The sequence below is a fragment of the Pseudobutyrivibrio sp. C4 genome (assembly GCF_900111635.1).
Classification (GTDB): domain Bacteria; phylum Bacillota; class Clostridia; order Lachnospirales; family Lachnospiraceae; genus Pseudobutyrivibrio; species Pseudobutyrivibrio ruminis.
This window is the reverse complement of the sequence record NZ_FOHF01000002.1, coordinates 41,484-55,312: the sequence shown is the minus strand read 5'-3', so window position 1 is coordinate 55,312 and position 13,829 is coordinate 41,484. Positions and strand designations below refer to the sequence as shown.

General features: G+C 40.3%; 11 protein-coding genes and 2 tRNA genes. 4 read left to right on the top strand and 9 right to left on the bottom strand.

Annotation, left to right across the window (positions count from 1 at the left end):
- Positions 1-104 precede the first annotated feature (104 nt).
- On the bottom strand, positions 105-818 hold the full coding sequence (locus BMY66_RS04050) for a LytR/AlgR family response regulator transcription factor (protein ID WP_033153299.1): 714 nt from the start codon (positions 816-818) through the stop codon (positions 105-107).
- 91 nt (positions 819-909) lie between these two features.
- Here BMY66_RS04050 and BMY66_RS04045 point away from each other — a divergent pair, with 91 nt between their 5' ends.
- From BMY66_RS04045 to BMY66_RS04035, 3 genes are all read left to right on the top strand, one after another.
- A complete protein-coding gene (locus BMY66_RS04045) occupies positions 910-3,540 on the top strand; it encodes a hybrid sensor histidine kinase/response regulator (protein ID WP_177175578.1) in 2,631 nt (876 codons plus the stop codon).
- Positions 3,541-3,562: 22 nt separating this feature from the next.
- Positions 3,563-3,646: transfer RNA gene (locus BMY66_RS04040), tRNA-Leu, on the top strand.
- A 121-nt stretch (positions 3,647-3,767) separates the two neighbouring features.
- The gene (locus BMY66_RS04035; RefSeq protein ID WP_090394218.1) at positions 3,768-4,535 is read left to right on the top strand and encodes a nucleoside phosphorylase; all 768 of its coding nucleotides are present in this window, start codon (positions 3,768-3,770) and stop codon (positions 4,533-4,535) included.
- A 65-nt stretch (positions 4,536-4,600) separates the two neighbouring features.
- Here the strand turns inward: BMY66_RS04035 and BMY66_RS04030 are convergent, their stop codons facing one another.
- Positions 4,601-5,638, bottom strand: a complete 1,038-nt coding sequence (locus BMY66_RS04030; protein WP_090394217.1) for a M42 family metallopeptidase — start codon at positions 5,636-5,638, stop codon at positions 4,601-4,603.
- A 104-nt stretch (positions 5,639-5,742) separates the two neighbouring features.
- Positions 5,743-5,814 (bottom strand) — tRNA-Thr (locus BMY66_RS04025).
- A gap of 63 nt (positions 5,815-5,877) precedes the next feature.
- Here BMY66_RS04025 and BMY66_RS04020 point away from each other — a divergent pair.
- Positions 5,878-7,146 (top strand): diaminopimelate decarboxylase, encoded by a 1,269-nt coding sequence (locus BMY66_RS04020; protein ID WP_090394216.1) that lies wholly within the window; start codon positions 5,878-5,880, stop codon positions 7,144-7,146.
- A gap of 54 nt (positions 7,147-7,200) precedes the next feature.
- Here BMY66_RS04020 and BMY66_RS04015 read toward each other — a convergent pair whose 3' ends face one another.
- The 6 genes from BMY66_RS04015 to BMY66_RS03990 form a co-directional block, all read right to left on the bottom strand.
- Positions 7,201-8,298 carry an HD-GYP domain-containing protein gene (locus tag BMY66_RS04015; protein WP_090394215.1) on the bottom strand — a complete coding sequence of 366 codons (1,098 nt, stop codon included), beginning with the start codon at positions 8,296-8,298 and terminating at the stop codon, positions 7,201-7,203.
- Positions 8,299-8,306: 8 nt separating this feature from the next.
- On the bottom strand, positions 8,307-9,251 hold the full coding sequence (locus tag BMY66_RS04010) for an ABC transporter permease (RefSeq protein WP_044936959.1): 945 nt from the start codon (positions 9,249-9,251) through the stop codon (positions 8,307-8,309).
- A gap of 1 nt (position 9,252) precedes the next feature.
- Positions 9,253-10,398 carry an ABC transporter permease gene (locus BMY66_RS04005; RefSeq protein ID WP_044936956.1) on the bottom strand — a complete coding sequence of 382 codons (1,146 nt, stop codon included), beginning with the start codon at positions 10,396-10,398 and terminating at the stop codon, positions 9,253-9,255.
- Positions 10,398-11,936, bottom strand: coding sequence for an ABC transporter ATP-binding protein (locus tag BMY66_RS04000; RefSeq protein ID WP_044936954.1), 1,539 nt, complete (start codon positions 11,934-11,936; stop codon positions 10,398-10,400). The genes BMY66_RS04005 and BMY66_RS04000 overlap by 1 nt, the downstream gene beginning before the upstream one ends.
- Before the next feature lie 160 nt (positions 11,937-12,096).
- Entirely contained in the window at positions 12,097-13,269 is a 1,173-nt protein-coding gene (locus BMY66_RS03995) for a BMP family lipoprotein (protein WP_090394214.1), read from the bottom strand.
- Between the two features lie 103 nt (positions 13,270-13,372).
- A complete protein-coding gene (locus tag BMY66_RS03990) occupies positions 13,373-13,828 on the bottom strand; it encodes a cytidine deaminase (protein ID WP_090394213.1) in 456 nt (151 codons plus the stop codon).
- Between the last annotated feature and the right edge of the window lies 1 nt (position 13,829).

Here is a 13,829-nt window from a genome sequence, read left to right as displayed (position 1 = left end):
TCCAAATTCCCTGCTTATAGCGTAACATAAAAAAAGTTAGACGCAACGCCCTTGGCAAGATTGATTAAAATCTGGCAAAAGTATTACGGCTAACTTAAAATATTTTATCTATTACTAAATTGATAATCCTTTATCTGTTGAGAAATTTCCGATACTTTACGAGCTGAAATCGGGAATATACTCTTATCATCCATGTAAATATCGCCACCCTCAAGGTGATGAATAAAGTCCATATTAATAATTATGCCGCGATTTACCATGATGAATCTTTTGTCTGCACCAGCCAAATCCAAAAATTCGCCTGATGTAAGTCTGACTCTGCTGGTTGTGCCATCATCCTTGTTGATTTCCAGGTAATGGCCATCTGTTGTTACTGAGATAATATCCTTTAAATATACCTTTTCATCTATCGGCCCAGCTGATAGTTTAATAAAGGCTGCATCCATAGGTGTATGCTCGATTATCTCTGTCAGAACCTGATCTATTCTTTCTATTGTAAATGGTTTTGTGACGTAGTCAAAAGCATGTAGTGAAAATGCATCTGGATAATGACCTTCCGACGCTGTCATGAATATAAGGAAAGTCCTCTCCGTCATCTCTCTGAGTTTTTTTGCTGCTTCTATGCCATCCATGTCCGGCATGAAGATGTCCATGAATACAATGTCGAATCTTCTTTCTGATAAAACAGAAATAAAATCTGGTCCGCTTGAGAATTCCTCAACTTCTAGAGGTATCTCCTTGCTCGCAGAAAGTTTTTCTACCATCATTTTCAATTGCATTCTAAATATACTTTCGTCATCTATTACTGCAACTCTCATATTTGCCCCCTATATCTTTGTATAAGAAATGATACCACAATTTTCTCAAGTTGATAATGAAAATCAGAAAATTATTTTATATAATGATTTTATGGAACTTTTAATTAACAATATTACATACATTAACATAATAATTTTGCTGGCCGGAGCCACCTCGCTGCACCTTGGTGCAAGCTTTTTAAAGAGGGAGAAACACACTAAAGGATTTTTCAAATATTCGGTGTTCATGCTAGCCTTAGGAAATGGTCTATGCTGTATGGGATACTCTATCATGTCCCTCAGCCCTGACCTTAGATTTGCATACTATTTTAGAGTGCTGGGGCTAATTGGAATCGATATTTATCTTATGGCTGAAATCCTTCTTGTAACCAGTTGTTTAAATTTCAGCCGATTCGCAGAGTATTTCATTATAGGATTATCAGGTCTTGCTTCGTTATTTGATATTGTGATTTTTGGAAGTAAGGAATCTGATACTTTCGTGCGCTACGCAAACTATACTGCGTATGTACGTCTTGATCCATATCGCCATCTTTTCCATTATACGTTCTTAACTATAATGGGTATTTCTATGTTCATAATCGCCTGCGTTTGGGCAGTCAGTGTGCGTTTCAAAAGAGAGAAACGTCTCGTATTTTTCGCATATGTTTCTAACTTGATTCTGGCTGCATCATGCATTCCAGATTTCCGTATATACGATAGTGATTTTAATCTCACTCACGTATTTTACACTGTTGGTATGTTCTTCGCCTTTGTTGTTTTCTTTGTTGCATCCAACAACTACATGATGTTCAACATCACTGTTAACAGTATCAGTAAAGACATCTTCTCTACATTGGGAACAGGTCTGCTGGTGTTCGATACCAACTATCACCTCAATTTATCCAATGAATATGCTGACAAGCTTTTGGGTCTCGACCATGAGCCACATCGTATTCGTTTAAAAGAGATTTTTGAGTTAAATTCAGGCGAGCCACTTAAGATGTTTGAAAAAGCCTCCGAAGGCGATGTAATTGACTATCGATTGACGTCAAAGTTGACAAACAAGGTTATCCTCGTCAATTTCTCTTGCAAATTCGATCGAAGCAACCAGCCAATGTGCTATATCCTTGTTGCTACTGATCTTACTGAAGAAAACCGACTTATCGATGAAGCTCAGGCAGCTAATAAAGCAAAGTCCGAATTCATCAGCAATATTTCTCACGAAATCCGTACTCCTATTAATATTATTTCCGGTATGGATGAGCTGATTCGCCGCGAATGCAAAGACGAAACCATTTTAAAATACGCAGAAAACATCAACGTCGCTTCGAAAAATCTTACTTCTTTAATTAATGACGTACTTGATTTCTCAAAAATTGAATCCGGCAAGCTTGAGGTTGTCGCCGGCGAATACAACATTCAGCATCTTTTAATAGAGTGTTATCACATGTTTACAAGCCTTTCTTCCCAGAAGAATCAGATGCTTTCATTTACCTGTGACCCAAATCTTCCAACAGGGCTGATAGGTGATGATATCCGAATTAAGCAGATTCTATCTAATCTTCTATCTAATGCTGTAAAATACACTCCTGAGGGCGGAAACATACAATTTAGCGCCACTTACAAAGAAAGAAATGATAACTTCCTTGCACTTGTTATTCAGGTCAAGGACAACGGTATTGGTATAAAAGAGGAAGACTTACCTCATATTTTTGAGAACTTCCAAAGATTTGAGCTTTCTAGAAACAGAACCATCCAGGGTACCGGCCTGGGCTTAACTATCACCCAGAACCTTGTATCCTTATTGCATGGTGTTATCAACGTAAAAAGTACTTACCAGCATGGCTCTACTTTCACCGTTGAAATACCTCAGCAAATAAGCAACCCTGAACCAATCGGAGAACTAACCGATTTGGATATGCGTAAAAAGCTTACTTATACAAATAGCTTTATTGCGCCAAAAGCTCGAATACTTGCAGTAGACGATGTGCAAATGAATCTGGATGTATTTGTTGGTCTATTAAAGAAAACACAGATACAGATTGATACAGCTTTAAATGGCCATGACGCTCTCGCCCTGGCACATAAACGTAAATACGATATCATCTTCCTTGATCATATGATGCCAGAGATGGACGGCATCGAAGTGCTTAAGCGCATTCGTGCAAACGGTGCCAGTGCAAACCTTGAAACACCAGTTGTTATGCTTACCGCTAATGCAATGATGGGTGCTGATAAGAAATATCTGGAAAACGGATTTACGGATTATCTTTCAAAGCCTATTAAGCCAGATGCTTTGGACGAGATGGTACTGAAGCATTTACCAGAAGATTTGATTCAAGCTGCTGAGGAGCCAGAAGCTGATTCTAATCAGGAGCCAGAAGAAAGTGAATTCATCAAATCACTTAGCTTTATAGATGCAAAAGCTGGCCTGGAATTTGCTGCAGGCGATGAAGATTTCTACCGCCAGATTGTAACCACATTTGTTAACGAGGACAAACGTGAAGCATTGAACAGCCTCCTTCAGAAAGAGGACTGGGCTAATTATCAAATCATTGCTCACTCCCTAAAGGGCACTGCTCTTACCATCGGTGCCGAGGAACTATCCAGTGCCGCAAAGAACCTTGAATTCGCAGCAAAAGAAAACAAAATTGACTATATAAAAAGCCATCACGACGATGTCATCGACCAGTACGGAAAGTTGCTAGAAAAACTAAAAAACGCATTGCAATTATCAATCTAATTTAGTATACTAGTCTGCGGACGCCGGCTTGTCGGAATTGGCAGACGAGGCAGACTCAAAATCTGTTGATGGCAACATCGTGCGGGTTCAAGTCCCGCAGCCGGCATATGGAAATGAAAAAGACCTAGGTACATACCTAGGTCTTTTTCTATAAAATTAAAAATAACTCTGTATTTTCCTCCCCAACATTGTTATACTATCCATTAAAAATACAAGGGAGGAACACCATGATTATTAAACACGACATACCAATACTTGAATACGACGACCACTCAGCTGAAGTAATAGCTCCAGCATATGAATGGAATAATGTAGCCCTTCCAAAGAAATGTCTTTTTGCATTCCTAGGTGATGTAGTTGAAAAATATGCCCTGGAGCACAATGCCAGAAAAGTGGAAGAATTCAAAACCTTTTCCCATATTGTAAATATTTATATTTTGCAGAATGGCGATGAAGATATCTGCCTGGTGCAGCCAATAATCGGTGCTCCTGCCGCTGCTTCACTTTTGGATTCGTTGATAGCATGTGGGTGCGAAAAGATTATTGCTGTTGGTTCCTGCGGTGTACTGGCTGATTTACCTGAAAACGCTTTTATCGTTCCTACAAAAGCCCTCAGAGCCGAAGGCACTTCATATCACTACCTTCCTGCTTCTCGATTTATAGAGCTTGATACAGAGCCTGTAGAGGCCATAGAAAGCTGTTTTAATGACCATGATCTTCCATTTGTAACCTGCACTACCTGGACTACAGATGCATTTTTCAGAGAGACAAAAGATATGGTTAAACATAGATTAGAAGATGGATGTTCTGTTGTGGAAATGGAATGCGCTGCTCTTGCTGCTGTTAGTAAAAAGCGCGGTGCCAAGTTCGGTCAGTTCCTCTTCACCGGAGATTCTTTGGCAAATGTTCATGATTATGATGCCAGAGACTTTGGTAAGGACTCTCATGAAAAAGCTTTATTGCTGGGACTCGATGTGTTAAAACATTACAACTAAAACCTTAAATAAATCAAAAAGACAAGGCCCAATAAGCCTTGTCATTTTAATATAATCAGCTCTATTTATTTTACATAGTTGATAAGAAGCTTGAATGTATTTTCAACACCCTTCTTGTGAGAGCGTTCGTATCCGTGGCTTGCATAAACACCAGCTCCGATAAGTCCATGCTTTACATCGTAGCCCGCGTTAAGAGCCGCATCAGCGTCCGAACCATAATGAGGGTAAACATCTACCGCAAAATCGATATCATTCTCTCTAGCGGCCTTTATCAAAGCAGAAACCACATCATAATTGTAAGGGCCACCGCTATCCTTTGCACAGATACTTACCTGTGTCTCCTTGCAATCAAGTCCCTCGCCAATGCATCCCATATCTACTGAAAGAATCTCTGTAACACCATCTGGAACAGTACCGCATGCGCCATGTCCAACCTCTTCGTAAACAGTGATGTGATGGTATACCTTTCTCTCTGGTGTGATTTTATTGTCTGCCAAATATTTTGCCTGGCCAAGAAGAATTCCAACAGAAAGCTTATCATCAAGGAAACGACTCTTGATGTAGCCTGACTCTGTAACTCTTGTGCGTGGCTCGAAAGCAACGATATCACCAATCATGATACCAAGTTCCTTTGTATCATCTGCAGATGAAACCTCCTCATCAACAACCACTTCCATACCCTTAAACTCACGAGTCTTTATAGAGTAATCTCCATTAACGTGAACAGATGCGTCATTAAGCTGGAATGTTCCCTCGTAAACCTTGCCATCTCTGGTGTAGATGCGACAGTTTTCAGACTCACCATTGTTTGGATTGAATCCACCAAGTGGAGTAAGCTCAAGATTACCGTTATCCTTAATCTTACAAACCATTCCGCCTAATGTGTCCATGTGAGCTTCGATAAGAAGCGCATCATCCTCTGCCTTGCCTCCCAAATCAACAAGGATACCTCCCTTAGTTGTCATCTGAGGCTTGTAACCAAGCTTTTCATATTCTGCCATCAAATGCTTGGCTGCAGTGGCTGTGAACCCTGTAGGGCTATCTATACCCAGAATATCAACAGTTTGATTTACCATGTAGTCTACATATTTACTAGTGTCCATTTATATACCTCCTAAAATTATAATCAGTTGTGTAAAATCAGTTTACATTAACACTTTATTATGTTAAAGTATTCCCAATCAGAGAAAAGAAGATAATAAAAAAGAGCTGGTGACGGGAATTGAACCCGTGACCCCTTCCTTACCAAGGAAGTGCTCTACCTCTGAGCCACACCAGCTTGCTTATTCAGCAAGAAAAAGCATATCAAAGTTGAGTATCATTGTCAAGGAGATGAATAGCTATGAAAACCCCATTTGTTACAAAAGAAAAGATTCAAGAAATTACACAAACAATCCCAACTCCTTTCAACATTTATGACGAAAAGGGAATCCGCGAAAATGCCCGTGCGGTAAACAAGGCATTTAGCTGGAATAAAGGTTTCAAAGAATATTTTGCTGTTAAGGCAAATCCAAATCCATTCATCCTAAAAATTCTTCAGGAAGAAGGTTGCGGCGTTGACTGTGCATCATATGTAGAGCTTGCATTATCAGACCAGATTGGTTTCAAAAAAGACGATATAATGTTTTCTTCTAATGATACTCCTGCTAGCGAATTCAAGTACGCTGATGATTTAGGAGTCATCGTAAATTTAGACGACTTTACACACATTGATTTCTACGAGAAAGCCGTTGGTCATTTTCCTAAGAAGATGTGTTGCAGATACAATCCAGGCGGCGTATATGAGCTTTCAAACGGCATCATGGACAACCCTGGGGATAGCAAATACGGAATGACTAAGGAGCAGATTTTCGAGGCATATCAGGTTCTCAGAGATAAGGGCGTTGAGGAATTCGGAATCCATGCATTCCTTGTTTCAAACACTGTTACAAATGATTACTACCCTGCCCTTGCAAAGACTTTATTCGAACTAATTGTTGAGCTTAAAGAAAAGACAGGTATTGCCATTTCGTTTGTTAACCTTTCTGGCGGAGTTGGTATTGCATACCGTCCAGATCAAAAGCCAAACGATATTGCAGTGATTGGTGAAGGCGTTCATAAGGCCTTTGATGAGATTCTTGTTCCTGCCGGCCTTGGAGATGTTGCTATCTTCACTGAAATGGGTCGTTTTATGATGGGACCTTATGGTGGACTTGTTACAACAGCTATCCACGAAAAGCACATTTACAAGGAATACATCGGAGTGGATGCATGTGCTGTAGACCTTATGCGTCCAGCTGTATACGGTTCATATCATCATGTAACAGTTCTTGGAAAGGAAAATGCTCCAGAGGATAAGGTATACGACATCACTGGTTCTCTCTGTGAGAATTGCGATAAATTCGCTGTAGACCGTCAGCTTCCACAAATCGATATGGGAGACATCCTATTTATCCACGATACAGGTGCACACGGCTACTCAATGGGTTATAACTACAATGGAAAGCTTAAGAGCGCTGAAGTTCTTCTTAAGGAAGATGGTAGCTTCAAGCTTATCCGTCGTCCAGAAACAATCAAGGATTATCTTGCAACATTTGATGGACTTGGGGTTGTTGATAATCTATTAAAATAATCACTTATATGTGCATAAACAGAAAAGCTAGGAGCAATAACTCCTAGCTTTTCTTTATATACAAGCTCTAATGTACAAATCTGTACGCTCCTGCAAATCTACGAACGAACCGTCATCCAGCTGTATTAGTGGACTTGCTAAAGCGTTCTTTTTAACCATAGTGATAATTCCACGAGAATTATCCGAAAGAAGCACACCTGTCCCAATATAGGACTGGGCAATATTCTGTAGAAAGACATGTAATACATTTTGATCGTACTTGCTTGGCTCCACTCTTTGGAACTGAGCAATTACTTCAAATGGACAAATTCCAGCTCGATATACTCTATCAGCTGTCATAGCGTCATACACATCTGTAATAGCTATTATCTTTGAAAAAGGATTGATAAAGTCCTTTGTAAGACCATAAGGATAACCGCTGCCATCATTACGCTCATGGTGCTGAAGAGCAGCAAGCTTTATGCGTCTATCTATTGGCAAATCACTAAGCAGATTATATCCGAGAAGTGGATGCTCGGCCATTCGACCATACTCTTCTGCATTAAGTGGACCTGGCTTAGTCAAAATACTGTGAGGCACAAGAGATTTTCCTATATCGTGATAAAGACCACACATAGTAAGAACATCAAGCTCTTTCTCATCTGTAATACCAAGCCATCCTCCACACACTCTGGAAATGATTGCCACATTCACAGAATGCCTGAATGTGCTACGGTCAATCTCCTGAATGTTTAGCATCATAGCCATAATGCCAAGACCTGTAGAATGCTTTTCAAACACCGAATGAATCTCCTGGATTAATTCGGTATCATCCAATGCCCCCTGTTTCTCAGCAAAATCACTGATAATCCCTTCAAGCCTATCGGAGCATTTTTCGTATGCTCGCTTGAACTCTTTGAATTCCTCACTATTGAGAATTCGCCAAGACTGGGTCTCACCGATGAACTCATCAGGCGCATCGAATTGATATTTTTCAATCGCATCTTCCTCGTCCTGAATCTTTAGTTCTTTGATGCCATAATAGCTCATGTGCAAAAGCTGCTGAGCTGTTATGGCTGTACCTTCATTGGCAAGAACCTGTCCCTTAGGACTTATTATCTTTTCCGCCAGAATCATTCCCGGCTTCATTTCGTCTACGCTAATTATTTTCATATGACAATTTATCTAGCACCTTTATCGTATGGAATTCCTTCTGCCTTTGGTGCACGTGAATTCTGTGATGTAAATGCAAGAACGATAAGTGAAACAATGTAAGGGAACATGTTGTAAACAGTTCCTGAAATAGGTAATGCATGTAAGAATCCGATTGCTGTATATACGTTTGAAAGTGATCTAAATACAGCGAAGAGGATTGCTGACCACGCAATACGCTCTGGCTTCCACTGACCAAAAATCATAACTGCAAGAGCAAGGAAACCTGCTCCGGCAACACCGTAATCAAAATGCCATGTTGAGTTTGCAGCTGCGATGTAGATAATACCACCGATACCTGCAAGGAATCCTGAAATAAGAACACCTGCATATCTCATAGCGTATACATTGATACCTACTGAATCTGCTGCCTGTGGATGCTCACCACATGCTCTAAGTCTAAGAGCAAACTTTGTCTTGTAGAATACGACAATTGCTGCTACAAGAAGAACTAAACCAACAACCTCGAACCAGTTGAAGTCGATTTTGCTAGTGTGAATAATAAATGCTTTGTAACCTCTGTTGTAATCAAGCTTTGCAGAGAAATCTGAACCGTGAGAACGTGTTGTGTTGAAAGCCTTGATAATAACAGTAGCTGCTGCTGTTGCAAGCATGTTTACAGCTGTACCTACAAGGGTCTGATCTGCCTTGAAGTTGATGCAGGCAACTGCGATTAACAGTGATGAAAGCATACCTGCGATTGCTGCTGCACAAAGTGTGCAAACGATGATTGCTGCCTTTGGCCAATTTTCAGGAACAAGAACCATTACCATAGCACCTGCCATAGCTCCGAATACCATGATTCCTTCAAGACCAAGATTGATGATACCGCTTCGCTCTGAGAACATTCCACCCAAAGCTACAAGAATCAGTACTGCTGATGAGATGAGGGTGTATTGAATAAGTAAAGCCATACTACACCTCCTTTTCTTCAGCCTTAGCTGACTTTGTTGCTGGCTCGGCATTGGCGTTAACCTTTACCTTAGCTGGTCTATTAACTAATGTCTTAAAGAACAATACGAAACCGCAAAGGTAAATGATAATAGCTATAACTAAATCAGCAACCTGTGGGTTGTAATAGTTTGTGTTGAGGTACTGACCACCAAGAGTAATGTACTCTACAAATAAGCCAGCGAAAATTGTTCCGATTGGATGTAAACCACCAAGGAACGCAACGGCGATTCCTGAGAATCCCATGCCTGGAACTGAAGCAGAAATTGTGTAGTGCTCCATTCCTGTAAGATAGAACTGAGAAGCTGCAAATCCTGAAATGGCACCTGAAATAACAAGTGTAAGGATGATATTGCGCTTTGCATTCATACCTGCATATTTAGCAGCCTCTTTGTTGTGACCTGTTGCCTTTAATTCATAACCAAATGTTGTCTTGTTAAGAACTACAAGGATTGCGATAGCAATAATAATTGTTGCTGGTATTGCGATTGTTGTGTATTTATTGCCACCGAAGAAATCCTGTATGAATCCAGGTAATATTGCTGAAGGATTAACTGATACAATATCAAATGTCTCAGACTTTGTCTGATTCATACATTTTTCGCCACCAATGATAATGTTGCAAAGATATAAGCCAATCCAGTTGAGCATGATACCTGCGATAACTTCGTTTACGTTGAAGTATGCCTTAAGGAGTCCTGCCATAAATCCCCAAAGAGCACCTGCAGCAATTGCTGCAACAACACATAAGAACCAGTTCCAACCAAGTGCCAATGAGCAATAAAGGCTGGCGATAATACCTACTGTGTACTGACCGGCAGCTCCGATATTGAACAATCCGGCTTTGTAAGCAAAAAGAATTGCTTCAGCACAAAGAATAAGTGGCATTGATTTTACAAGGAATGATCCCATGTATTTCATAAGAACTGTTGAGTTCCCGCTAAACTTGAAAAAGTTTGTAATGATTGCCTGCATACCTTCAGTCGCATGCTCAGCATTCATTGTAAGTAGAATGATATATCCGATGAATATACCTAAAACTGCACATAGAATTGACGCAATAATCGTCTGAACGGCAGGGCGTCTAAAAAAGCTAATCTTCTCTCCCATTAGTTAGCCTCCTTTCCGTTGTCTCGCTTTGCGCCTGACATATAAAGGCCAAGTTCCTGAAGTGTAGTCTGCTTTGGATCTACCTCTCCAACGATTTCACCTTCATACATAACAAGAATTCTATCAGATAGGTTCATAACCTCATCCAACTCTAAAGAAACAAGTAAGATTGCCTTACCGTTGTCTCTCTCTTTAACGATTTCCTCGTGGATATATTCGATAGCACCAACATCAAGACCTCTTGTAGGCTGAACTGCAACAAGAAGCTCATGGTCTCTATCCATCTCACGAGCAACGATAGCCTTCTGCTGGTTACCACCAGACATAGAACGGACAATTGTGCGAGCGCCCTGGCCAGAACGAACATCAAATGCACTTGCAAGTCTGTCAGAGTACTGTCTCATCTCTTTCTTTTTGATAAGTCCACACTTCTGGAAAGCTGGCTGGAAATATCTCTGAAGAATCATGTTTTCCTCAAGAGTATAGTCAAGAACAAGACCATGCTTATGTCTGTCTTCTGGGACATGACTCATACCATGTGTGTTCTTATATCTGATAGATTTCTTTGTGATATCCTCACCACAAAGAGTGATTTTACCACTTGAAATATCATCGAGACCTGTAAGAGCTCCAACGAACTCTGTCTGACCATTTCCGTCGATACCAGCGATACATACGATTTCACCGGCGCGAACATTGAATGAAACGTTGTGTACAGAATCATTTGAATGAATCTTACTCTTTACACAAACATTCTCTACCTTCAATACTTCTTTGCCAGGATTTGCTGGTGCCTTGTCTACTGCAAACTTTACATTACGTCCAACCATCATAGAAGAAAGCTCTTCCTTGGTAGTGTTTGCAACATCAACTGTACCGATGTATTTACCCTTTCTAAGGATTGAACATCTGTCAGCAACTTCCATGATTTCGTTGAGCTTGTGAGTGATGAAAAGGATTGACTTACCTTCTGCTGCAAGCTCCTTCATGATTTTCATAAGCTCATCTATTTCCTGAGGTGTAAGAACAGCTGTAGGCTCGTCAAAGATAAGAACTTCGTTATCTCTGTAAAGCATCTTAAGGATTTCTACACGCTGCTGCATACCAACAGTGATATCCTCTACCATAGCATCAGGATCAACCTTAAGATTGTACTTTTCAGACAATCTAATAACCTTTGCTCTGGCTTCTTCCTTTGTGAGGAAACCAAACTTGCTTGGCTCTGATCCAAGAATGATGTTATCAAGTACCGAAAAGATATCTACCAACATGAAATGCTGATGAACCATTCCGATACCTAGGTCAGTAGCATCATTTGGATTACTAATTTTAACCTCTTTACCGTCTTTTTTAATTACTCCCTTTTCTGGAGTGTACAGTCCAAAAAGAACGCTCATAAGCGTGGACTTTCCAGCTCCATTTTCACCGAGAAGTGCATGAATTTCTCCGCGCTTAAGTTGCAAAGTGATGTCGTCATTTGCAATAATGCCTGGAAATTCTTTTGTAATATGCAGCATCTCAATTACATAATCTTCCATCGCAATACCTTTCTACAATAAAAATTTTGATTTACGCCTAGCCTGACTCAGCTAGCAAAACCATAAAAATCATTACACCTCATATAAGGATTTTTATAGCCTTGCTATAATTTCAAAAAAAGGGAAGGACTAAGCCTTCCCTTTGTAATCTAGTTACGCCTTAGTGAATATTATCAAACTCTGTAACCTTGATTGTTGTTGTTGGCATAGCATCGATGCTTACGTCAACTGTGATTGTTCCATCATACATCTGAGAAACAAGTGTGTTGTAATCATCAACTGTGAAGTTTTGCATTGTCCATGTGTCTGTTGGAAGCTGAACATAGTTTAAAGAAGGATCTGTACCTGATACAAGACCAAGGTTCTCGATCTTTCCTGCATGAGCATCCCAATTTCCATCGACAACATCTGTAAGTGTAGCCTCTACTGTTGCAGCAAGACCCTTCATAGCAGATGTTACGCAAAGACCCTCAACATCATACTGATCGTGAATTACGCCTGACTGATCAACGTCGACACCAACAACGTGTCCGTCAGCCTTTACAGCAGCTTCGCAAGCTGATGTGTAGATACCACCACCACATGCGAATACGATTTCAGTACCGTTTGAGTACCAAGAATCCATAGTAGCTGTGATAGCCTCATCACCCTGGAACTGACCACCATATACATAATTAACTTCAACCTCAGAAGAATTTCCAAGCTCCTCAGCAGCCTTATCAGCACCTGCTACGAAACCGTATCCATAACGGATAACAGCTGGAACAGCGATACCACCAAGGAAACCAAGCTTTGTATAGCCTTCTTTAACTACTGCATAACCTGCCATGTAACCAGCAAGCTCTTCCTGGTATGTGAATGCACATACGTTTGAAGGGATTTCTGTCATGCCTGCATCAGCGAAGTCGCCCTCACCACAGTCAAGTGCGATGATTGTAACATCTGGATAAGTATCAGCAACTTCTGCAATCATAGCAGCGAAAAGATAACCTGGACAAACTACTACGTTGTAACCATCAGCTACTGCGTTCTCAAATGCAGCAACACGGTCATCGTCTGTGTTGTCTGCTGGCTTATAGTACTGGAAATCAGCACCTGTTTCAGCAGAAAATGCCTGAATAGCCTCGTATGTTGTCTGGTTGAATGACTGATCTGTGATATCACCAGAGTCAGTAATCATTGCGATTCTGAAATCGCTTGCTGCCTCAGTTTCTGCAGCCCCCTCAGTTGTTGTAGCTGATGAGCTATCAGATGATGCAGATGATCCACATGCAACAAATGTTGATACAGCCATAGCAGCTACGAGAAGTACACTTAATAACTTCTTTTTCATTCTTCTATTCCTCCTATTTGCTTTGTTTCTTCTGATAAAGAAACACATAGTTAAATTATAATTTATTTTGCTATTTTTGCAACAAATATAGGACTTTTTGTGACTATTCTATATACAAGTTTTTTGGTCCAAAACCTAGTGGAAGTATCTCTTTTAAGGTTTTGTTTGTCATTTTGACATCATCCTGTGTAATGTTAGACAAATCATCTGCATTTTTAACTTCTGCAAGAATAATTCTAAAGGTATCAGGATCACCAAATTCATTAAGTACCTGACGGCATACACCACAAGGTGCACAAAGTGGAAGATCCTTTAGATTATCCATTCCACCAACTACTGCAATGGCTTCGTATTCTTTGTAGCCCTCGCTTACTGCTTTGAACACTGCAGTTCTCTCAGCACAATTTGTAGGAGTGTATCCTGCGTTTTCAACATTGCATCCCTTGAAAACTGTGCCATCTTTGCATAAAAGAGCAGCGCCAACTTTATGATGAGAATATGGTGTGTACGCCATTTCTCTAGCTTCTAGAGCTAACTTTACTAATTCAAAATCTGTCATA